The following is a 19,908-nucleotide window of genomic DNA, read 5'->3' as shown; positions in this document are numbered from 1 at the left end:
CAGCGGGGGACAGGCAGCGGGCAGCGGGGTGCGGCGCCGGGCCACGGGGTGCGGCATGCGGCGGAGGTGTGCGGCGACCCGAGCTACGGGGCCCGGTGGAAGCGTTCTGCTCGGCCCTGGTTCAGGAGTCTCAGCCAGTCGCGGAAGGCTCGGGGGTCCCGTCGCGTCACCAGGAAGTACCAGGCGAACCTGGGGATCTCCAGCAGCCCGATCCTGCGCATACCCGGTTGGGACATCAGGTACCCGCGGTTGCGGTAGGTGTAGTACCGCTTCACCGAGTCGCCCGGGTCCTGCGCGTGCAGGCGCCCGCCGAGCATGGGCTTGAACTCGTCGGATCCGTAGGGGTGCAGGTAGGTGGCCCGCAGGGCGGTTCCGAACGGCAGGCCTGAGCGCACCATCCGACGGTGGATCTCCACCTCGTCGCCGCGGACGAACAGGCGCAGGTCCGGCACGCCGATCACGTCCAACGTGGACGCACGGAACAGCGCCCCGTTGAAGAACGACGCGATCCCGGGCAGGAGCTCCGGGTCACCGTCGCCCGCGAGGAGCGCGGTCCGGGTCCGGTGCCAGGTCAGTCCACGGCGCAGCGGGAACGCCAACCGGTCCGGGTCCGACTTGTCCGCCACCACCGGGGAGACGGCCGCGAGGTCGCGGCGGACGGCCAGATCCATGAGCGTCGCGAGCGCGGTCTCGTCACCGGCGTGCCCGTCGTCGTCGCCGAGGAACACCCAGTCCGCACCGAGTGCCAGCGCGTGCAGCATGCCCAGCGCGAAACCGCCCGCGCCGCCGAGGTTGTGCCACGACGGCAGCCACGTGGTCGGCAGGTCACAGGCCTCGACCGCGTCGCGTGCGGGCTGGTCCGGCCCGTTGTCGACGACGACGAGGTGCGCGATCGGGTGCGTCTGCTTCGCCATCGCGGTCAGCGAGTCGACCAGCAGGTCGGCACGGTGCCGCGTGACGATCACCCCGACGACGGAGCCCGGGGGGAGAGGAGTCACGCCGCTCCGCCCGTGTCGCGGCGGCCCTTGTACCCGTCCAGCACGTCGTGCAGCGGCCCGAACTCCCGGATCTGGCCGTGCTCCATCCAGAGCGCGGTGTCGCAGAGGTCGGCCAGGAACTCGTCGGAGTGCGAGGCGAACACGAGGATCCCGGAGCGCGAGACGAGCTCGTTGAGCCGCCCACGGGCCTTGGCCAGGAACTCGGCGTCGACGGCGCCGATGCCCTCGTCGAGCAGAAGGATCTCCGGGTCGATGCTGGTCACGACACCGAGCGCGAGCCGCACCCGCATGCCCGTCGAGTACGCCCGCAGCGGCATCTCGAGGTAGTCGCCGAGCTCGGTGAACTCGGCGATGTCGTCGATCCGGGCTTCCATCTGCTTCTTGGTCATGCCCAGGAACAGGCCGCGGATGATGATGTTCTCCATCCCGGAGATCTCCGGGTCCATCCCGACGGCGAGGTCGAAGATCGGGGCGACCTTGCCGCGCACGGCGGCCTTGCCGCGCGTCGGCTCGTAGATGCCGGCCATCAGTCGCAGCAGCGTGGACTTGCCGGCGCCGTTGTGGCCGACGAGTGCGACGCGGTCGCCCCGGTTCAGGGACAGCGTGATGTCGCGCAGCGCCTCGATGATCGGCACCTTGGACTCCGTGCCGATGCGGCCACCGGCGCGGCCGAGCACGGATTTCTTCAACGAGCGGGTCTTCGCGTCGAAGATCGGGAAGTCGACGCAGGCGTCGTTGAGCCGGATGGCGGGATCGGTCACGTTGTCACACCCAGTAGGCGACGCGGGAGCGGTAGTTGCGCAGGCAGACGAGCGCGACGGCCCAGCCGACCACCGTGATCGCGCCGACGACGATCCAGTAGCGCCCGACGATCGGGTCCCCGATCAGCGGTTGGCGGACGATCTCGACGAAGTGGAACACCGGGTTCAGCTCGACCAGGTGCGCCCGCTCCTGCGCGGCCTCGTTGTTCGACAGCATATCGACCTGCCACACGATCGGCGTCAGGTAGAAGACCAGCTGCGTGACGCTGGCGATGATCGGCGGGATGTCCCGGAATCGCGTCGCGAGGATGCCGGACAGGATCGCGACCCACCCGCCGTTGATCATCAACAGGGCGAACGCCGGGACCGCAAGCAGGATCTCCCAGCCCAACGGCCGCGGGAACACGATCATCAGAACGGCCCACACGACGAGGTTGTGCAGGAAGAACAGCGTCTGCCGCCACACCAGGCGGTAGACGTGCAGGGTCAACGGCGCGGGCAGGAACTTGATCAGTCCCTCGTTCGCGATGAAGACCTCGCTGCCCTCGAGGATGCAGCCGGACACGAAGTTCCAGATCAGCAGCCCGACGGCGACGTGCGGCAGGAACTGGGCCAGCGGCACATGGAACAACGCCGAGTAGAGGATCCCCAGCCCGAGCGCGATCACGCCCATGCTGATGGAGATCCACAGCGGGCCGAGCACGGACCGCCGGTAGCGCTGCTTGATGTCCTGCCAGCCCAGGTAGCCCCACAGGGAGCGTTGACGCCAGCCCTGCGCGATGTCGGCGAAGGCCCGTCGCCAGCTGCGCGGGCCGGACACCTGGGACGGGGACACGGTGTCACCCGTCTCGCTCACGGTCACGGCCACCCGACGAGGGTACTCACGGCGTGTTCGCGGACCGACGAGGGAGGAGGGTGTGGCGCTCGGTCAGAGGTACTGACCGGTCCCGCGCCCCATGCCCTCCGGCATGCCCTGCTCCATCTGTCCGGCCATGCCCGGCGGCAGGCCCTTGCGCATCTGTTCGAGCTGGGCGCGCGCGGCCATCTGCTGCGCGAACAGCGCCGTCTGGATCCCGTGGAACAGCCCCTCCAGCCAGCCGACGAGCTGGGCCTGCGCGATCCGCAGCTCACCCTCGGACGGCGTGCTGTCCGCGGTGAACGGAAGGGACAGGCGCTCCAGCTCCTCGCGCAGCTCCGGCGCCAGACCGTCCTCCAGCTCCTTGATGGAGTTCTCGTGGATCTCCTTGAGCCGCTCGCGGGACGCCTCGTCCAGCGGCGCGGCCCGGACCTCCTCCAGCAGCTGCTTGATCATGGTGCCGATCCGCATGACCTTGGCCGGCTGCTCGACCATGCTGGCCGGCCCTTGGTCCTCGCCGTCCTCGCCGGACGGCACCTTGGCCATGCCGACCGGGCGACCGTCCGCTCCGACGACCATGACCTGGTCCTCGCTGCCCTGCTCCTCGCTCATGGGTCCATTCTTCCTCAGGCGTCGGGGTTGAGGAGCAGCAGCTTGCCGACGACGCCGCCCTCGTCGAGACGCCGGTGCGCATCGGCCGCGTCGGCCATCGAGAACCGGTCGAACACGACCGGCCGGACCTTCCCGGACGAGACCAGCGGCCACACGTTCTCGCGCACGCCGGAGACGACCTCGGCCTTCGAGCCCGGCCCCTCGACCGGCCGTCCACGCAGGCCCATCGCGAACACTCCGCCGCGCTTGCCGAGCAGCTTGCCGATGTTGAACTCGCCCTTCACGCCGCCCTGCATGCCGATGATCATCAGGCGGCCGTCGGACGCGAGCGCGGACAGGTTGTTGTCCAGGCCCTTCGCCCCCATGTTGTCGAGGATGACGTCGGCACCGTGGCCCTCGGTGGCCTTCCCCAGCTCGTCGGCGACGTCGTCGTGGTAGTCGATCGCGATGTCGGCGCCCAGGTCACGGCAGGTCTGCAGACGGTCCGGGTTCCCGGCCGTGGCGGCGACGCGTGCACCCCGCGCCTTGGCGACCTGGATCGCGTGCGTGCCGATGCCGCTGGACCCGCCCTGGACCAGGAACGTCTGCCCCTCGCGCAGCCCGCCGACCTGGAACACGTTCGACCAGACCGTGCACGCCACCTCGGGCAGCCCGCCCGCGTCCTCCAGCGAGACGCCGTCCGGCACCGGCAGTACCTGCACGGCGGGCACCACGACCTTCTGCGCGTACCCACCGCCCGCCAGCAGCGCGCACACCGGATCGCCGACCGACCAGCCGTCACTCTGTCCGATGGCGCCTGCGCTCCGCTCGGCGACGCCGTCACCGAGCGCGCTGATCCGCCCCGAGCACTCCAGGCCCAGGATCTCCGACGCGCCGGGCGGGACCGGGTAGTTCCCCTGCCGCTGGAGCAGATCGGCGCGGTTCACGGCGGATGCGACGACGTCGATCGCGACCTCGCCCGGCCCCGGCTGCGGATCGTCGACCTCGGCCCAGCTCATGTTCTCCGGACCGCCGAACTCGGACAGCGTGATCGCGTACATGGCCGCGACGGTATTGGGTCGCCGTCCCCCACGGCGATCCGGCAGCCTCGTCGGGCATGACGTGGCACCCGGCCCCGATCGACCCGGTCCCCGACCCGTGGCCGCAGTGGGGACTGTCGCTGCGCACGCCGCGTCTGTCGCTGCTCCCCGACGACGATGCGGGCCTGCTCGAGCTCGTCCGGCTCGTCCACCGCGGCGTCCACCCGGCCGAGGCGATGCCGTTCCAGGTCGCCTGGAGCGACGCCGACCCGCGCTACGTCGGCCGCGGCATGCTCCAGCATTTCTGGTCCCAGCGGGCGGTGGTCTCTCCGGAGCTCTGGTCACTGCACTTCCTCGTGTGGTTCGACGGGTGCGTGGCCGGCGTGCAGTCGATGACCGCCGAGCGCTTCGGGGTCCTGCGCGAGGTCGAGACGGGCTCCTACCTGGGCCGGGAGTACCAGGGCCGCGGGCTCGGCACCGAGATGCGCGCGGCCGTGCTGACGTTCGCGTTCGACGTGCTCGGTGCGGTCACGGCGCGTTCCGCCCACCTCGGCGACGACGGCGCGTCGGCCCGTGTGTCGCGTCGCCTCGGGTATTCCGACGACGGGACGGCACTCGTCGCACCTCGCGGCGAGCCCGTGACCGTGCGCCGCCTTCTCCTGCGGCCCGAGGACTTCGTGCGACCGGAGTGGGAGCTCGACGTGACCGGCTACACCCCGGAACTCGCCGGGCTCCTGGCGGCCGACCCACCCGCCTGAGCGGCCCGATCGACGTCGCGACGGGACCCGCCCGACCGGGACCGCGATGGGCCTCCCAGCTCATGATCGACGATCGGGTCCCGATCGGTGCCATATCCCGCCACGATCAGGACGCAACCGTCGATCAGCCGGCCGACAGGTCCGACGTCCGTGCCGCATCGACGGCGTCGGCGTGCGCGACCAGCTGCTCGACCACCGCTCCGGTGTGCGTGAAGGGCAGGGCGTGCGTCGCGTCCGGCCACACCTCGACGCGGACGTCCGGGAGCAGACGCTCGGCGCGGGCACGCGCCCTCGACGCGTCGTGCACCGTGCTGCGACCGCCCAGCAGGACGAGCGTCGGCACGCGCACGGCGCGGAGATCGTCGTCGCTCGGGTAGGACGGCGCCGGGAGCGCCGGGGAGAACGTCCGCATCCCGGTCGCCACGACCCGGCTGATCGGGTCGTCGGCTCCCGGCTGTCCGCCCGTCAGCGTCAGGAACCTGCGCCGCAACCACTCCGGCCCGGACGCCGTCGCACCCCACGATGCGAACACCACGGACGGCGGCATCCGCGTCAGCGTGTGCGTCGGCTCCACCATGGCCAGCGACGCGACCCCCGCCGGCGCCCGCGCGGCGAGCAACAGCGCGTGCCAGGCGCCCAGCGACGATCCGACGAGGTGGACCGACGGCAGGTCGCCCGCATCGAGGAACGCCCGCAGCCAGTGAACCTGGTCCGCGGTCGTCCGGATCGGGACCCGTTGCATGCTGGCGCCCGCCCCGCCGAGCGTGTCGAGCGCGTACACGGTGCGGTGCGCGGCCAGCCCGGCGATGGTCGCCGTCCACAGCGACGCCGGTGCCCCCATCCCCGGCACGACCACGAACGGGGCGTCCGACGGCGGCCCGAACCGGAACGTCCGCACCGTCCCGAACGGTGTGTTCACGTCCGTGAGCACGTCCGGTTCCGGGGACAGCGCCATCGCCTCCGCGTAGCGGCGCTGGAACTCGCTTCGTCCGGCGTGACTGGTGAAGTGTCCGACCCGCATGTCGCCTCTCCCGTTGTCGATACGATCGGACTGTATCAGCTTTACAATCCGATCGGACTGTGAAAATGCCGAGAGTGGTCGACCACGGCCAGCGGCGGGGTGAGATCGCCGAGGCGCTGTGGCGGATCGCCGCACGTGAGGGGCTGGAAGCGGTCAGCCTGAGTCGCGTCGCCGACGAGGCGGGCGTGTCCAAGGGCCGGGTCCAGCACTACTTCGCCTCGCGCGACGAGCTGTTGGCGTTCACCGCGACGCTGCTGTACCTCCGCGTCGACGAGCGGATCGGCACGTACCTGGCAGAAGCGGACCGGGCGTCACCGCTCACGCTGGTCCGGGCGATGCTCGTCGGGATCCTGCCGCTGGACGACGAAGGACGGACGGACGCCCTGGTCGGGTCGGCGTTCCTGGTCCGCGCCGTCGGCGACCCGGAGATGCGCGAGAGCTACCGGGCGAGCAACCGCATGGCCGTCGAGGGCCTGACGCAGAAGCTGGTCGGCGCGCGGGAGAAGGGCGAGCTGGCAGCCGGCGTCGATCCGGAGCACGAGGCGTCGACGTTGTTCCTGCTTGCCAGAGGCCTGACCGAGTCCCTGCTCCTCGGCGAGCACACCCCGGAGTCCGCGCTGGCCGTCGTCGACCGCGAGCTCGCGAGGATCTCGGCGTAGATCAGCCCAGGTCGCGGGCGGAGAACGTGTCGCACCTGGCCGGGTCGCCGCTCTGGATCCCGGTGGTGAACCAGCGCTCGCGCTGCGCGGAACTGCCGTGCGAGAACGACGACTCGTCGACCCGTCCGTTGCCCAGGTTCGTCTGGATGTAGTCGTCGCCGATCTTCGACGCGGTGTCCAGCGCCGCGTCGATGTCGGCCTCGTTGATGTCGGTGATCAGCGGGCGGCCGGACGAGCCGGGTGTCGTCGTCGCGTGGTTGGCCCAGACGCCGGCATAGCAGTCCGCCTGCAGCTCGAGGCGGACCGAGCCCGACGTCGGGCCGGTGTCGTTGCCCGCCCTGCGGTTCGCTCCGGTCAGGTTCTGGATGTGGTGGCCGTACTCGTGCGCGATCACGTAGGCCTGCGCGAACGGCCCGCCCTGGGTCCCGAACCGGGACGTCAGTTCCTGGAAGAACGACAGGTCGATGTAGATCTCGGAGTCGGCCGGGCAGTAGAACGGCCCGGTCGCCGACGTGGCGCCGCCACAGCCGCTGGTGCTCACCTGGCCGTCGAAGAAGTTCGTCCGCGGCCGCTGGAACTGGCCCTGCCGGAACTGGCTCGCCCAGTAGCTGTCCAGCGAGTTCAGAACGGCGACGACCTCGCAGTCCGTCGACGAGTTCGCCGACGCCCCGGTGCGGCAGTTCTGCGCGAGCTGTCCGGAGTCCGCCGTCTGGCCGGCCGAGAGCCCGTCGAGCCCTCCGAAACCGCCGCCCGCGTCGATCCCGCCCAGATTGCCGCCCGCGAACGTGGACAGCAGCAGGTAGATGACGATGCCGACGACACCGAGCCCGCCGCCACCCATCGCGACGCGACCGCCGATGCCGCCGCCGAGCCCGCCGCCTCCGCCGCCGGAACCGCGCAGATCGTCCACACCGGACGTGTCGAGATCGGCGTTCTCGTCGAACCGCATGGCGTGGCCTCCCGGGATCGTCCAGATCCCACCACATCCGGATCACGCCGTGGAGGACGACCTGGCTCGACCGTTACCCTCCTCTGCGGAAGCGTGGCAGAGCGGCCGAATGCACTCGCCTTGAAAGCGAGCGCACCGAAAGGTGCCGGGGGTTCGAATCCCCCCGCTTCCGCAATCCATGGTCAGACCAACTTCTGTGAAACCTCGGTCCTCAGGTCGCGCCGCTGGGTACGGTCGTGCCTCAACGCATCGGAGGGGGCACGGTGTTCGCTCGACGGGCCGTGGTCTGCGTAACCACCATCGGCGCCTTCCTCGTCGTGGCTGCGGGCTGCAGTGGTTCCGACGATCCTCCGCCGAAGACGACGCTCAGCGCGTCGTCGTTCATCGGGAAGCCACTGGGGGACGCCTACCGCGCTGTCGGTTATGCCCCGCCCACGAAGATCTCTCCGGATGCCGGGGTCACGACCTACAACGTCGCACCGTTGCTCACGAGCACGCCGCCAGGCGGGCAGGCTCAGGCGGACTGGACGGTCGTTGCGTCGTGCTTCACCGCAGCACCGGTCCCGGGTGGTCCAGGGACTCCCGCGCCACGGTTGATTCTCGGCGCGGCGCCTGCGGACCTCGCTACTGCGGCTGTCGTCACGAATGCCCGTGACGGTGCCTATCGCGGAAAGCTCACGGAGTGCCACGGGCAGACCGATGACACGTTCGCTGTGACGACCGGCTGAGCCGGCGCATGCGCCATCGCCTCGGCATCGTCAGGCGGGGTGGCTTCTGGTGCTCGCCGGGTGCACGGTTGGTGGTGCGCAGCCCGTTCCGCCGAGTCCCGCACCGGTTCCGGTCCCGACGAGCGTCCAGCGGATTCCGGGCCAGCCGCCGGTCGCACCTGGATCGCGCTGTCGAGCATCGGCCCGATCCCACGAACGCAGGGCCGGTACCTGCCGGGCGTCATGATCCTCGTGGCCCCCGCGCAGGCGGTGTTCGAGTGGCCGGGAGGCCGCGCGGAGCTCGCCCCGGGGCGAGCAGGGAATGTGCGCGCGGTCAGGGCCCGGCGCCGATGGCGTCGAGTGCAGCGAGGACGTCGACGAAGTCGCGAAGGTGCGTGATCTCGCCGTCCCGGACGGTCACGATCATCAGGTTCGGGAGGACGAAGTCCCCGGTCGCCGAGCTCGTGCCGTGGGCGTTCTGCTGCACGACGATCGTCGACGGGTCGTCGGTCGCGTACGCCACGACGGTCTCGTACCGCGCGTACTCGAGCGGACCGTTCCGCCACCCACCCGCGACGAACTCCATGATCGTGTCCCGGCCGGACAGCACGGTGGGCAGACCGGGTCGCGAGAACGGGAACTCGTGCACGGCGTCCACCGCGTAGAGCCGTGCCATGTCGTCCACCGACTGCGCGACGGCGGCGGCGCGGTATCGGTCGAGCACCTCACCCGCCGGTCGGAGATGGCTGAGTCGATCCGGCATGGTCGCGTCCTCCTGCCAGGGTGAGCAGTGCTCGGGAGAGGTCGGAGCGGGCGCAGGAACCGAGGGCGGCGGCGTCGTCGAGAAGCCGGTCGCGGTCGAGCAGGCCGGCCAGGACGAGGATGTCGATGCGCTGCAACAGCTTCTTCGTGACCGGTCGCTTGCTGTCCCAGAACACGAGCGACTCGATCAGCGTCCGGGCCGGGGACGATCGCAGGATCGCGCAGACCACGGAGGCCGTGGCGAGATCGTCGAACGACAGGAAGTAGCAGGTGTCGTCGAACACGACCGGCCGGCCATCCAGGGGCGAGACGAGGCGGAACTGCGGCGTCTTGTGCATCCCGGAGATCGCGACCTTGTACGGCGCGAAGGAGTAGTCCCCGACGCCGAAGACGCAGAACCGTGGACGCTTCCGGTAGATCGACGACTTCCGCCCGTCGAGCACCGACGCGTGCGTGGAGAGATACGTCCACAGCTTCGGGGCGAGCGAGAAGGAGACGGGCGAGGACAGCGACCGCTGCGGCACCACCATCCACTTCGCGGCGGAGGCGGTCCGACCCCGGAACAGGTCGGTGCTCTTCACCAGCGGGAAGAGGAACTCTTCCTCGACGTCGACGGGGTCGCCGGCCTTCGTGTGCGGTGCGCCGGACACGGAGACCAGCTCCATCACCTGCGTCGCATCGTGTTTGATCCCCTGACGCCAGACGAACGGGCACCGGCCGTCCGCGGCCCGCGTCGCGGCATAACCGTCGACGTCGGCCACGAGACGACCGTCGACCATCCCGAAGCGCCGCCCGGTCGGCCCCGACCCGAGAGACTCGTACACGGCGCACGTGTAGGAAGCAGCGCCCGGTCGCACGTCGAGCACGAACAGGCCCGCATCGACGTTCGCGCCGAACCAGCGCATCGAGTCGACCGGGTACAGCCGGCCCCCCGACACCGGCAGGTCGAGCTCGGCGCAGTGGGCGAGCACGTTCCGCGCCACCTGCGTCTTGCACAGCAACGCGATCGTCGGCTCCTGCGGCGCGAGCTCGCGGATCAGCTTGATCCAGATGTACTCGGCGACGTCGAAGTTGGCGCTGCCGGTCCGCGCCTCGAGGCCGCGGAGTCCGCGGTCGTTCGTCTTCACCGGGACGTTCGCGGAGCCGAAGCGGCTCAGATCGGCGCTGGTCACCCACGGCGGGTTCCCGACGACGAGCAGTGGCCCGTCGGACGTCCAGGGCAGGTCCGTCCCCAACGAGAGCGTGAAGACGTTGCGTTGCAGGATCGTTCCGAACGTCGCGGCGGCAGCGGCGTGCGACGGTTGCACCTCGACCCCGATCCGGTCCTGATCGGGTGCCGCGACGGCCGACAGGAACGTGCCTCGACCACACGTCGGCTCCAGGACGCGCGAGTACCCGGCCGCGTCCAGCAACGTGGCGATGCGCGTCGCGAGCTCGAGGGGCGTCTGGAAGTCCCCGAACTCGTTGTTGGGCATCTCCCGAACCTAACCGACCACATTCGCGTCCGGCTCTCGCATCACTTTGAGTATTGACGCGCATCACACGTGCGGTGTTCGTTAGCTCGGGGGAACCAAACGGACATCACCGCGAGGGGATCAGGGAGCAATGACGCTCGACGCGCATGCGCAGGGACTCCTGGAGGCCATGGCGGCCCAGGGGTTGAAGGACTTCTCCGAGATGGAGGTGTCGGAGGCGAGGGAGGCCGCTCTCGCGTTCATCGACCTCCAGGGCGAGCCGGAACCGGCCACCGTCTCGGACCGGCAGGTGCCGGGCCCGCTGGGGGACATCCCGGTCCGGGTCTACCGGCCGGACACCGGGACCGACGGCCCGCAGCCGGCCATCGTCTACATCCACGGCGGCGGCTGGGTGATCGGCGACATCGAGGTCGCGGACAAGCCGTGCCGGTCGCTGGCCAACGCGGTCGGCGCGACCGTGGTGTCCGTCGGCTACCGCAAGGGCCCGGAGCACAAGTTCCCGGCGGCGCCCAACGACTGCTACGCCGCGACGAAGTGGGTGGCGGACAACGCCGCTGAGCTCGGCATCGACGCGAGCAAGCTCGCCGTCGCGGGCGACAGCGCGGGCGGGAACCTCGCCGCCGTCGTCTCCCAGATGGCCAAGGAACGGGGCGGCCCGGCGATCGCCTACCAGCTCCTGATCTACCCGGCCGTCGACGCGGGCGGCGAGTACGCGTCGCGCGTCGAGAACGGCGACGGCTACCTGCTGACCAAGTCCGCGATGGACTGGTTCTACGACCACTACCTCAACTCGCCGTCCGACCGGGAGAACCCGCAGGCCTCACCACTGCGCGCGGCGGACCTGTCCGGCCTCCCGCCGGCGACCGTGATCACCTGTGGGTACGACCCACTGCGCGACGAGGGCAAGGCCTACGCCGAGGCGCTCGAGGCTGCCGGCGTCCCCGTCGACTACCAGGAGAACCCGGGGATGATCCACGGCTTCTGGTGGATGATGGGCGCGATCGGCCACACCCGCGGGTCCTACGACTCCGCCGCGGGGAAGCTGCGAGCCGCCTTCGCCTGACCTGCTGCTCCGGCGCCCGGCCGTGTGATCACGGCCGGGCGTGGTCGGACTCGCGCCGACCGTCGTCGGACCGGCCGCCCCGTCCTGGTGGCCGGTGGGGAAGCGTGCGGTCGCGGTCAAGGGCCCGACGTACCCCGACCGGCCGGCGCGTTCCGGAGGCGGTGTGCTCCCGCGCCGGCCGTGCTGCGGCCGTGGAGGAGCCGGGTGTCGGTCCGACGATCAGCCCGCGTGCCGCCGCCACAGCAGCGCGACGACGGCGAGGCCCACGACCAGGACGGCCGTCGTCACGAGACCGCCCTCCGGCCCGAACCCACCGCCCGTGACCAGGTCCGACGCGTCCGGGACCGATCGGGTGGACAGCAACGACGTCTCGATCGGCTGACCGGACACGAGCAGGCCCCAGACGTTGCCCTGCGTCCAGTTCCATACCGCGTGCCACGCGCACACGCCCCACAGGCCGCCTTCGAGCAGGGCCCACCCGGCCAGGAACAGCGCGACCAGAACCAGGTTCACCAGCGCGAGCACGCTCGTGCCCGGGTTGATGCCGTGCAGCAGCGCGAACACCGCGGCCTGCAGCGCGACCCCGGCGACCAGGCCCCACCGTCGTGCGGCGGCCTGGAGGAGGTACCCCCGCGTGAGGATCTCCTCCGTCGACCCCTGGACGACGAACCCGGCGAGCGCGATGAGCACGCCGCCCACCAGCCCGGCCGTCACCGGCCGGAGTGCGACGGTCATCTGGCCGGACACGACGCCGACCAGGACGATCACCGCGAACATCACGAGCCCGGCCGCCGCGCCGAGCCAGATCCGGGACGGCCGGGAGCGGAAGCCGACCGTCTCGAACGGCCGCCGTTCCTTGAACCGGATCCACAGGTAGAGCGCCAGCGTGGTCGCCGAGAACAGGACGAGCGTCGCGTACAGCTGGTAGCCGAGCCCGCCCTGGTTCGGCTGCCCGATCCCGAACAGGACGAGGTACAGCGGCACCCCGATCACGACCTGTCCGATCGCGACCGCCGCCAGCACGATCAGGATCGCGATGATCGGGCCGGTCGGCCGCCGGGCCGCGTCCATCCCGCCGGTGAGGTCCCCGCCGATCGTCCGGACCGTTCCCCGCGTGCGTTCCCCGTCCTCCAGCACGACGTCATCCCCCCGCTGCCGCCCACCACGTCGGCGGAAGTGTGGCGATCGCCCGGCTCGTTGTCGACCGCTGGGACGGAGGTTCGCGACAGGCTGTCAGTTATCCGGCCACGGCGCGCCTGATCTCCTGCGACGACGCCCGGTCCCGGACGACGACGCCGCGTTTCTGCAGGCGGTCGCGCAGCTCGGCGGCGGTGCCGCGTCGGTCGTCGGACAACGCCCTGGCGCGTGTGCGCAGCAGTTCGTGCTCGTCGGTGCCGAGATCGGGGTCGCCGTCGACCCATCGGCGGAACCGGTCGTCTCGCGCCGACGACGCGTCCCAGCGGTAGCCGTGCTGCCCGAACGCCGCACGGAGACGCGGCCAGGACAGGTCCGATGCGTCCCGGCGGGCGAGTTCGGTGTCGTCGCGGTCGAGCAGGACGAGGTCGCGCCCGTCCCGGCGTGCGCAGGCGACCTGGTCACGCGGTAGGCGGACGGCGTCGCCGTCCTTGTCGAGCGTCACCGCCGCCGCGTCGACCGTGACGGCCAGGCCCTCCTTGCGCGCCACCGCCGCCAGCCAGATGCCGCCGGCCAGCCCGAGCACCGCGCAGACGACGACGGCCCAGACGGTCGGCAGCGAGGCCAGGATCCGCAGCGGGCCGGGTGCGGCGTCGAAGCGCTCCAGCAGCCAGCGCACGACGGGCGCGACGACGGCGCCGACCCCGGCTCCGACGACCGGTCCGGCGAGACGGAACATCCAGGGCCATGCCTCGGACATGCGAACGGTGGTCATCTCGTGTCTCCCCCCGATGTCAGGAACGCGGTGACGATCCGGCGCAGCATCGGCACCGGGTCGCGGGACGGGTCGGCGCTCAGGAACGCACCGTCCACGATGGTCTGGACCCAGCCCGCGGCCTCCGCCGGATCCAGGTCGGCGGCGACCACTCCGTCGTCGCGGCCGCGGCGCACGAGCGCGGTCAGTCCGGTGTGGACGACGGCGGTGGACTCGGTGACGATCGCGGCCAGCTCCTCGTCGTGACCGAGGCGCCGGATCAGTTCGACGACGAGGTTGCCGGCGTACGGGTCACGCGCCGGTGCGCCGAGCTCGTCGACCATCCCGAGGACGGCCTCCAGCGGGTCGGCGACGTCCGCGTGCCGCGCCACGATCGCGTGCGAGTCGGCCAGGTCCTGGACGAAGATCTCGCGGAACACGGCGGCCTTGTCCGGGAACCAGTAGAAGACACTGCCGGCGCTGATCCCGGCGGCGCGGGCGATGTCCGCGGCCGTCGTCGTGTCGAAACCCTTCGTCGCGAACAGCACGGCGGCCGCGTCCCGGATCGCCGCGCGGCGGGCGCGCGTGCGTTCCGGATCGGTCGTCCTCGCCATGGGGACGACCGTACCGGATTCTCTGACTGACCGCTCAGTTAATTAGTGCGGTACGAACGGGTGCGGGTCCCGCCCGGTGACCATCAGCCACCGGTCGCGCCACGAGACGTCGTCCGGGAACGGGGTCAGCGGCGCGCGGAACAGGCCTTCCGATACCCAGCGGGCGTGCTCGGGCTCCGGTTCGGTGAGCTCGCAGAGGCCGCGGGCGAGCTCCTCGGTGAGCGGGCAGGCCCGGGAGCCCAGGTGCATCGCGATCTCGTGCGACAGCAGCGCGCGCTCGATCGTGAGGCGTCGCAGCAGGTCGGCTACGGACTCGTCGGCGTCACGGGCCGCGACCGTCGCCTTCTCCGCGGCCGCGCGGGCGGCCCCGGCGGTGTCGTCGCCGAGCACCTCGTGGATCGATCCGGGGTCCTCCGGCTCGCGACCGGCCAGCAGGTCCGGGATCTGCAGGTCGTCGCGGACGTGACGGGCCAGGCGGCGCCGGATGGACTCCGCGACGTCGCCGTCCCGGTCGGCGAGCGGCCGCATCTCGATCGTGCGGTCCTCGCCCCGAACCCGTCCGATCACCTCGACGAGCACGTCCTCGGCCATCACGAACAGCTCGGCGTCTCGAATCATCCCGGCTCCTCGGCGGCATCGGCGAACGGGCGGGAGTCCATCATGGTCCGCGCCGTGACGGGCCGGAAGGCCTCGGAGTGATCACTCTGAGACGCGTCGTACGAAATCCGGGTGAACCCCGAGGCCGGCCGCCATGACCGGGAGGAGCCTGGAGCCATGCGCCTACTGCTCAACCTCATCTGGCTCGTGTTCGGCGGCCTGTGGCTGGCGCTCGGCTACGCGTTCGCCGGACTCGTCGCCTGCCTGCTGATCGTGACGATCCCGTTCGGCATCGCCGCGTTCCGGATGGCCGCGTACGCGCTGTGGCCGTTCGGACGCGACGTCGTCCAGCGCCCGACGGCCGGGGTCGCGTCGGCGGTCGGCAACGTGCTGTGGATCCTGCTGTTCGGCTGGTGGCTCGCGCTCGGCCACATCGTCACCGGGATCGCGCAGTGCCTGACGATCATCGGTATCCCGCTGGGACTCGCGAACTTCAAGCTGATCCCGGTCTCGCTGCTGCCTCTCGGGTCCGAGATCGTCGACTCGGACCGCTACCTGCCGTCGCGCGTGTAGCTCAGCCGTGCCGGACGGCGGCGTCGACGGACTTGTCCGCCGCCTCCGGCGCGACCCGCGGCATGAACGCGAGCGCGATCAGGGACACGACGCAACAGCCCACGATGTAGACGCTGATCAGCGTGCTGGACCCGGTCGCGTCCAGGATGTACGCGGCGAGCAACGGCGCCGGTCCGCCCGCGATCACCGACGCGAGCTGGTAGCCGATGCCGGCGCCGGAGTAGCGGATGTTCGTGCCGAAGCTCTCCGCGATCAGCGCGGCCTGCGGCCCGTACTGCATGTCGTGGAAGATCAGCGACACGACGATCGCGAGCAGCACGAAGCCGGCGACCTTCGTGTCCAGCAGGCCGAAGTACGGGAACGCGAACAGCGCCGTGCACACGACGCCGATGGCGTACATCAGGCGTCGGCCGATCAGGTCGGACAGCCAGCCGAACAGCGGCACGCTGATCAGCCCCACGGCGGACGCGACGAGGGTCGCGTTGAGCAGCTGGCTGCGCGGCAGCTCGAGCTGCTTCGTGCCGTAGGTGAGCACGAACGTGATGAAGATGTAGAACGGCGCCTGCTCGGCCATCCGCACGAACGCCGACGTCAGGATCTCCCGCCACTGGCCCTTCCAGGCCTGGGCGAACGGGTTGCGCGCCACACCCTGTCGTTCGCGCACGGCGGCGAACTCGGGGCTCTCCAGCACCCGCAGCCGCACGTACAGGCCGATCGCCACGAGGATCAGGCTGGCCAGGAACGGGATGCGCCAGCCCCACTGCAGGAACGCGTCACCGGTCGTCGCGGACAGGATCGACACGAGCGCTGTGGACAGCAGCAGACCGAGCGGTACGCCCAGCTGCGGCCAGCTCGCGAAGAAGCCGCGGCGCTTCGGCGACCCCCACTCCATGGCGAGCAGCACCGAGCCGCCCCACTCGCCGCCGACCGCGACACCCTGCACGATCCGCAGCACGGTGAGCAGCAGCGGCGCGGCGATCCCGATGGCCGCATAGCTCGGCAACATCCCGATCAGGGCGGTGCCGATCCCCATCATCAACAGCGTGACGACGAGCGTCGCCTTGCGTCCGATCCGGTCGCCGTAGTGCCCGAAGACGGCCGCGCCGATCGGCCGGGCGGCGAACCCGACGAACTGGGTGCCGAACGCCAGCAGGATGCCGGCGAACTCGTCCCCGCCCGGGAAGAACAGCTTGGGGAAGACCAGCGCGGCGGCCGTGTTGTACAGGAAGAAGTCGTACCACTCGATCGTCGTGCCGACCGTCGAGGCGAAGACCGCCTTCCGACGTTGTGATCGCTCCACACGCACGGTGTCCACCGCGGCCATCGACATCCCCCTTTGGTGTCGCACAAAGCGTTTCACCATGCATCGATGGGGATGTCCGAGTCAACACACCGTGACCGTCATGTGTCCTTGCGGAGCTCCTCGACGGCCTTGGCGATCCGGCGCTGCCGGGTCGCGTCGGTCTTGGCGTCGTCGACGAGCCGGGCGTACTCCTTGCGGCGGGTGAACGACAGCCCGTCGTAGGCGGCGCGAGCTCCCGGGGCCGCGTCCAGCGCGGCCGCCAGGTCGTCCGGGACGACCACCTCGCGCGGTGCCGTGTCCAGCTCGACGTCGACGTCCACCTCGTCGCCCGCCGCGACGCCCGCGGCGCTGCGGTTCTCCGCCGACAGCGGCACCATGTACCGCCCGCCCATCGACGAGACCGTCGTCCGGTAGGTGTGCCCGCCGACGGTCACCGCGACCGCAGGGCGCTTGCCGGAGCCGAGCGCGGTGACGACCTCGTCCGGCACGGCGAAACCGGTCGCCGTCTTCCCACCCAGCTCGACCGTCGTCGTGAACCTCATCGCGGGTCTCCCAGGAACTCGGTCGCGGCCGTCGCGAGATGACCGGGATCGTCCACCCCGCACAGTTCGCGCGCGGAGTGCATGGACAGCACCGGGATCCCGACGTCGACGGTCCGGATCCCCAGCCGGGTCGCCATGATCGGGCCGACGGTCGTGCCGCACGGGACGGTGTTGTTCGAGACGAACACCTGCGTCGGCGTCCCGGTGACCCGGCACGCGCGCTGCCACGCGGCCGCGCCCGGGGCGTCGGTCGCGTACCGCTGGACGGCGTTGACCTTGAGCGACGGCCCGCCGTTCGGCACGCCGAGGTGGTCGGGGTCGTGGCGCTCCAGGTAGTTCGGGTGCGCGGCGTGCGTGACGTCCACCGACAGGCAGCGTGACCGCGCGAACACCGGGCGCCGGGCGTCGAAACCGCCCGCGAGCTGGGTCAGCACGGTCTCCAGCAGCGGCCCGGCGGCACCGGTGGCGGTGCCGCTGCCGATCTCCTCGTGGTCGAACCCGACGAACACCGGAGTCGTTCCGAGGTCGCGTCCGGCCGCCTCGATCACGGCCGTGATGCCGGCGTGCACCGACGCCAGGTTGTCCAGGCGTGCGGCGGCGAGCAGCTCGTCGTCGCGGCCGAGCGTGGCGGGCGGGGTGAGGTCGTGCACGAACAGGTCGTGCGCGGCGACCTCGCCGGCGTCCACCCCGGCGATCCCGGAGACGAACGCGAGCAGGTCGCCGTCGGCCGTGTCGCCGAGGCCCCAGATCGGGAGCAGGTGGCGCTGCGCGTCCAGCGTGAGGCCCTGGTTGACGCTGCGGTCGAGGTGGATCGCGAGCTGCGGGATGCGCAGCAGCGGGCGGTCGACACGGACCGGAACGACCGTGCCGTCGTAGAGCGCGAGGCGCCCGGCGAGCCCGAGATCGCGGTCCAGCCAGGAGTTCCACAGCGCGCCGCCGTAGACCTCGACGCCCGCCTGGCGCCAGCCGGCCCGTCCGGTGTCCGGGTGCGGCTTGACCTTGAAACCCGGGGAGTCCGTGTGCGCCGCGAAGATCCGCAACGGGGCGGGCGACGAGCTCTGTCGCCAGGCGAGGACCGTGCCGTCGCGGACGAGGTAGCGCCCGCCGGGCGTGGTGTCCCACGGGGCGTCCTCGGCCTGCTCGGTGAACCCGGCCGCGGACAGGCGGCGGACGGCCTCGGCGACCGCGTGGTACGGCGACGGGCTCGCTGTCACGAATGTGGCGAGATCGCGTGCCTGCTGCTGGACGATCGACACGCTGGCATCCTTCCAGGAATGGGCGGTCCGACGTTCGACGTGGTGGTCGTCGGGGCGGGCTCGGCGGGCTGCACGCTGGCCGGGCGGCTGTCCGAGCGCGGGGTGCGGGTGGCCCTGCTGGAGGCGGGCGACGTCGTCGTGCCCGCGGACTCGCTGCCGATCGCCTCGCTCGCGGCGACCGCCCCGGAACACGTCCTGAACTGGGCCTACCGCGCCACGCTCTGCCGCGACCGGGAGTCGGTCGTGCCGCGGGGGAAGATCCTCGGCGGCTCCGGCGCGATCAACGGCGGCTACTTCGTCCGTGCCGTCCCCGCCGACTTCGACGGCTGGGCCGTCGCCAGCTGGTCCTACGACGACGTCCTGGGGTACTACCGGCGCAGCGAGACCGATCTCGACGTCGGCGGCCCCCGGCACGGCGACCACGGCCCGTTGCGCGTGTCGCGGCCGGCCGGACGCCTGCTCGCGCCCATGACGGAGCCGTTCCTGGCCGCCTGCGAGAAGCTCGGGCACCGCGCGGAGCCGGACAAGAACGCCGGCGGGCCACCGGGTGCGGGGCCGGTCCCGACGAACGCGGTCGACGGCCACCGCGTCAGCGCCGCGACCGCCTACCTCCCGCCGCCGTGGGGGACGGCCGTTCCCCGGGACACGCTCACGGTCCGCGGCGGGCGGCCGGTGGACGCGCTGGAGCTCGGCGGCGACCGCGTGATCGGTGTCCGGGCCGGCGACGACGTGATCCTCGCCGACGAGGTGGTGCTCGCGGCCGGTGCGGTCGGGTCGCCCGCGCTGCTGATGCGTTCCGGGATCGGGCCGGAGGACACGCTCCGCACGGCGGGGGTGCGGGTCCACCACGAGCTACCCGGCGTCGGACGGAGCTGGTCGGACCATCCCAGCGTCTTCCTGCCGTTCCACGCCGAGGTCGGCGACCTGCACCCGGACGCCGTCGCCGGTCAGGCCGCCCTGCACCTCGACTCGGGCGCCGATCCGGCGGGTGACCTGGAGATCCTGCTGTTCGCCCGTCCGTTCTCCGACGGCGGACCCGCCCACCTGATGTGCGCGGTGCAGCGCCCGGACAGCCGAGGCATGCTCGCGATCACCTCGCCGGACCCGGCCGACCCGCCGCGGCTGGACTACAAGTACCTGCGCACCGAGTCCGACCGGCGCCGGATGCGCGCCGCCGTGCGGGAGGCCGCCGAGATCGTCCGCGTGGCCGGATGGGAGCGGGGCGGTCCGGACGGATCGGTACTCGGCAACGACGTCCGCCTCGACGGCTGGATCCGCGACGCGCTCACCACGTCGGTGCACCTGTCCGGCAGCGCGGCCATGGGGACCGGGCCGGACGCCGTCGTGGACGCCGACCTGCGTGTGCACGGGATCTCCGGCCTGCGCGTCGCGGACACGTCGGTGCTCCCGTCCGTCCCACGTCGTGGCCCGGCCGCGACGGCGATCATGCTGGGGGAGCGGGCGGCGGACCTGATCCGGTCCGCGTGATCCCCGT

At 71.4% G+C, this 19,908-nt stretch carries 21 protein-coding genes and 1 tRNA gene; 6 read left to right on the top strand and 16 right to left on the bottom strand.

Annotated elements, in window-relative coordinates:
• Positions 1–83: 83 nt before the first annotated feature.
• From glfT1 to EV378_RS15985, 5 genes are read right to left on the bottom strand one after another with little or no spacing between them, the layout of a single operon-like run.
• Positions 84–998 carry a galactofuranosyltransferase GlfT1 gene (gene glfT1, locus EV378_RS16005; RefSeq protein WP_132425957.1) on the bottom strand — a complete coding sequence of 305 codons (915 nt, stop codon included), beginning with the start codon at positions 996–998 and terminating at the stop codon, positions 84–86.
• Positions 995–1,759 carry a galactan export ABC transporter ATP-binding subunit Wzt/RfbE gene (gene wzt, locus EV378_RS16000; protein ID WP_132425954.1) on the bottom strand — a complete coding sequence of 255 codons (765 nt, stop codon included), beginning with the start codon at positions 1,757–1,759 and terminating at the stop codon, positions 995–997. The genes glfT1 and wzt overlap by 4 nt, the downstream gene beginning before the upstream one ends.
• Positions 1,760–1,763: 4 nt before the next feature.
• Positions 1,764–2,627, bottom strand: a complete 864-nt coding sequence (gene wzm, locus EV378_RS15995) for a galactan export ABC transporter permease subunit Wzm/RfbD (RefSeq protein ID WP_132425951.1) — start codon at positions 2,625–2,627, stop codon at positions 1,764–1,766.
• A 60-nt stretch (positions 2,628–2,687) separates the two neighbouring features.
• Positions 2,688–3,227, bottom strand: coding sequence for a bacterial proteasome activator family protein (locus EV378_RS15990; protein ID WP_132425948.1), 540 nt, complete (start codon positions 3,225–3,227; stop codon positions 2,688–2,690).
• Positions 3,228–3,241: 14 nt separating this feature from the next.
• Positions 3,242–4,267, bottom strand: a complete 1,026-nt coding sequence (locus tag EV378_RS15985; RefSeq protein ID WP_132425945.1) for an NAD(P)H-quinone oxidoreductase — start codon at positions 4,265–4,267, stop codon at positions 3,242–3,244.
• Positions 4,268–4,323: 56 nt separating this feature from the next.
• Here EV378_RS15985 and EV378_RS15980 point away from each other — a divergent pair, with 56 nt between their 5' ends.
• A complete protein-coding gene (locus tag EV378_RS15980; protein WP_132425942.1) occupies positions 4,324–5,004 on the top strand; it encodes a GNAT family N-acetyltransferase in 681 nt (226 codons plus the stop codon).
• 124 nt (positions 5,005–5,128) lie between these two features.
• On the opposite strand, the gene EV378_RS15975 is transcribed toward EV378_RS15980, so the two are convergent.
• The gene (locus tag EV378_RS15975; RefSeq protein WP_132425939.1) at positions 5,129–6,025 is read right to left on the bottom strand and encodes an alpha/beta fold hydrolase; all 897 of its coding nucleotides are present in this window, start codon (positions 6,023–6,025) and stop codon (positions 5,129–5,131) included.
• Positions 6,026–6,090: 65 nt separating this feature from the next.
• Here EV378_RS15975 and EV378_RS15970 point away from each other — a divergent pair, with 65 nt between their 5' ends.
• Positions 6,091–6,684, top strand: a complete 594-nt coding sequence (locus tag EV378_RS15970) for a TetR/AcrR family transcriptional regulator (protein ID WP_132425936.1) — start codon at positions 6,091–6,093, stop codon at positions 6,682–6,684.
• 1 nt (position 6,685) lies between these two features.
• On the opposite strand, the gene ypfJ is transcribed toward EV378_RS15970, so the two are convergent.
• Positions 6,686–7,633, bottom strand: coding sequence for a KPN_02809 family neutral zinc metallopeptidase (gene ypfJ, locus EV378_RS15965; RefSeq protein WP_132425933.1), 948 nt, complete (start codon positions 7,631–7,633; stop codon positions 6,686–6,688).
• 87 nt (positions 7,634–7,720) lie between these two features.
• Here ypfJ and EV378_RS15960 point away from each other — a divergent pair.
• A tRNA-Ser gene (locus EV378_RS15960) sits at positions 7,721–7,805 on the top strand.
• Positions 7,806–8,674: 869 nt separating this feature from the next.
• On the opposite strand, the gene EV378_RS15955 is transcribed toward EV378_RS15960, so the two are convergent.
• Both EV378_RS15955 and EV378_RS15950 read right to left on the bottom strand, forming a co-directional pair.
• Positions 8,675–9,103, bottom strand: coding sequence for a nuclear transport factor 2 family protein (locus EV378_RS15955; protein WP_132425930.1), 429 nt, complete (start codon positions 9,101–9,103; stop codon positions 8,675–8,677).
• Complete coding sequence (locus EV378_RS15950) at positions 9,066–10,577, bottom strand: type I restriction-modification system subunit M (RefSeq protein WP_132425927.1); 1,512 nt, start codon at positions 10,575–10,577, stop codon at positions 9,066–9,068. Before EV378_RS15950 ends, EV378_RS15955 begins: the two co-directional genes overlap by 38 nt.
• 130 nt (positions 10,578–10,707) lie before the next feature.
• On the opposite strand from EV378_RS15950, the gene EV378_RS15945 reads away from it, so the two are divergent.
• A complete protein-coding gene (locus EV378_RS15945; protein WP_132425924.1) occupies positions 10,708–11,640 on the top strand; it encodes an alpha/beta hydrolase in 933 nt (310 codons plus the stop codon).
• A 219-nt stretch (positions 11,641–11,859) separates the two neighbouring features.
• Here the strand turns inward: EV378_RS15945 and EV378_RS15940 are convergent, their stop codons facing one another.
• From EV378_RS15940 to EV378_RS15925, 4 genes are all read right to left on the bottom strand, one after another.
• A complete protein-coding gene (locus EV378_RS15940; RefSeq protein WP_243653486.1) occupies positions 11,860–12,777 on the bottom strand; it encodes a CPBP family intramembrane glutamic endopeptidase in 918 nt (305 codons plus the stop codon).
• Between the two features lie 100 nt (positions 12,778–12,877).
• Positions 12,878–13,549: a YqeB family protein gene (locus EV378_RS15935; RefSeq protein WP_132425921.1), complete on the bottom strand. Its 672-nt coding sequence runs from the start codon at positions 13,547–13,549 to the stop codon at positions 12,878–12,880.
• Complete coding sequence (locus EV378_RS15930) at positions 13,546–14,142, bottom strand: TetR/AcrR family transcriptional regulator (protein WP_132425918.1); 597 nt, start codon at positions 14,140–14,142, stop codon at positions 13,546–13,548. The genes EV378_RS15935 and EV378_RS15930 overlap by 4 nt, the downstream gene beginning before the upstream one ends.
• 42 nt (positions 14,143–14,184) lie before the next feature.
• The gene (locus tag EV378_RS15925; protein WP_132425915.1) at positions 14,185–14,760 is read right to left on the bottom strand and encodes a hypothetical protein; all 576 of its coding nucleotides are present in this window, start codon (positions 14,758–14,760) and stop codon (positions 14,185–14,187) included.
• A 156-nt stretch (positions 14,761–14,916) separates the two neighbouring features.
• On the opposite strand from EV378_RS15925, the gene EV378_RS15920 reads away from it, so the two are divergent.
• The gene (locus EV378_RS15920) at positions 14,917–15,312 is read left to right on the top strand and encodes a YccF domain-containing protein (RefSeq protein ID WP_132425912.1); all 396 of its coding nucleotides are present in this window, start codon (positions 14,917–14,919) and stop codon (positions 15,310–15,312) included.
• Position 15,313: 1 nt separating this feature from the next.
• On the opposite strand, the gene EV378_RS15915 is transcribed toward EV378_RS15920, so the two are convergent.
• The 3 genes from EV378_RS15915 to EV378_RS15905 form a co-directional block, all read right to left on the bottom strand.
• Complete coding sequence (locus EV378_RS15915; protein ID WP_132425909.1) at positions 15,314–16,636, bottom strand: MFS transporter; 1,323 nt, start codon at positions 16,634–16,636, stop codon at positions 15,314–15,316.
• A gap of 77 nt (positions 16,637–16,713) precedes the next feature.
• Complete coding sequence (locus EV378_RS15910) at positions 16,714–17,157, bottom strand: YdeI/OmpD-associated family protein (protein ID WP_132425906.1); 444 nt, start codon at positions 17,155–17,157, stop codon at positions 16,714–16,716.
• On the bottom strand, positions 17,154–18,413 hold the full coding sequence (locus EV378_RS15905; protein ID WP_132425903.1) for a M18 family aminopeptidase: 1,260 nt from the start codon (positions 18,411–18,413) through the stop codon (positions 17,154–17,156). Before EV378_RS15905 ends, EV378_RS15910 begins: the two co-directional genes overlap by 4 nt.
• A gap of 18 nt (positions 18,414–18,431) precedes the next feature.
• On the opposite strand from EV378_RS15905, the gene mftG reads away from it, so the two are divergent.
• The gene (gene mftG, locus EV378_RS15900; RefSeq protein ID WP_165922303.1) at positions 18,432–19,901 is read left to right on the top strand and encodes a mycofactocin dehydrogenase MftG; all 1,470 of its coding nucleotides are present in this window, start codon (positions 18,432–18,434) and stop codon (positions 19,899–19,901) included.
• Positions 19,902–19,908: the final 7 nt, after the last annotated feature.

Source organism: Pseudonocardia endophytica, assembly GCF_004339565.1.
GTDB classification, from domain to species: Bacteria; Actinomycetota; Actinomycetes; order Mycobacteriales; family Pseudonocardiaceae; genus Pseudonocardia; species Pseudonocardia endophytica.
Note: the sequence above shows the minus strand (reverse complement) of the source record. Positions and strands in the feature narration are given on the sequence as shown.

Excerpts from the sequence above, each read along its gene's own strand:
- EV378_RS15990 (WP_132425948.1), bottom strand. The coding sequence starts at position 3,227 with ATGAGCGAGGAGCAGGGCAGCGAGGACCAGGTCATGGTCGTCGGAGCG.
- EV378_RS15985 (WP_132425945.1), bottom strand. The coding sequence starts at position 4,267 with ATGTACGCGATCACGCTGTCCGAGTTCGGCGGTCCGGAGAACATGAGC.
- EV378_RS15980 (WP_132425942.1), top strand. The coding sequence starts at position 4,324 with ATGACGTGGCACCCGGCCCCGATCGACCCGGTCCCCGACCCGTGGCCG.
- EV378_RS15975 (WP_132425939.1), bottom strand. The coding sequence starts at position 6,025 with ATGCGGGTCGGACACTTCACCAGTCACGCCGGACGAAGCGAGTTCCAG.
- EV378_RS15970 (WP_132425936.1), top strand. The coding sequence starts at position 6,091 with ATGCCGAGAGTGGTCGACCACGGCCAGCGGCGGGGTGAGATCGCCGAG.
- ypfJ (WP_132425933.1), bottom strand. The coding sequence starts at position 7,633 with ATGCGGTTCGACGAGAACGCCGATCTCGACACGTCCGGTGTGGACGAT.
- EV378_RS15955 (WP_132425930.1), bottom strand. The coding sequence starts at position 9,103 with ATGCCGGATCGACTCAGCCATCTCCGACCGGCGGGTGAGGTGCTCGAC.
- EV378_RS15950 (WP_132425927.1), bottom strand. The coding sequence starts at position 10,577 with ATGCCCAACAACGAGTTCGGGGACTTCCAGACGCCCCTCGAGCTCGCG.
- EV378_RS15945 (WP_132425924.1), top strand. The coding sequence starts at position 10,708 with ATGACGCTCGACGCGCATGCGCAGGGACTCCTGGAGGCCATGGCGGCC.
- EV378_RS15935 (WP_132425921.1), bottom strand. The coding sequence starts at position 13,549 with ATGACCACCGTTCGCATGTCCGAGGCATGGCCCTGGATGTTCCGTCTC.
- EV378_RS15930 (WP_132425918.1), bottom strand. The coding sequence starts at position 14,142 with ATGGCGAGGACGACCGATCCGGAACGCACGCGCGCCCGCCGCGCGGCG.
- EV378_RS15925 (WP_132425915.1), bottom strand. The coding sequence starts at position 14,760 with ATGATTCGAGACGCCGAGCTGTTCGTGATGGCCGAGGACGTGCTCGTC.
- EV378_RS15920 (WP_132425912.1), top strand. The coding sequence starts at position 14,917 with ATGCGCCTACTGCTCAACCTCATCTGGCTCGTGTTCGGCGGCCTGTGG.
- EV378_RS15915 (WP_132425909.1), bottom strand. The coding sequence starts at position 16,636 with ATGGCCGCGGTGGACACCGTGCGTGTGGAGCGATCACAACGTCGGAAG.
- EV378_RS15910 (WP_132425906.1), bottom strand. The coding sequence starts at position 17,157 with ATGAGGTTCACGACGACGGTCGAGCTGGGTGGGAAGACGGCGACCGGT.
- mftG (WP_165922303.1), top strand. The coding sequence starts at position 18,432 with ATGGGCGGTCCGACGTTCGACGTGGTGGTCGTCGGGGCGGGCTCGGCG.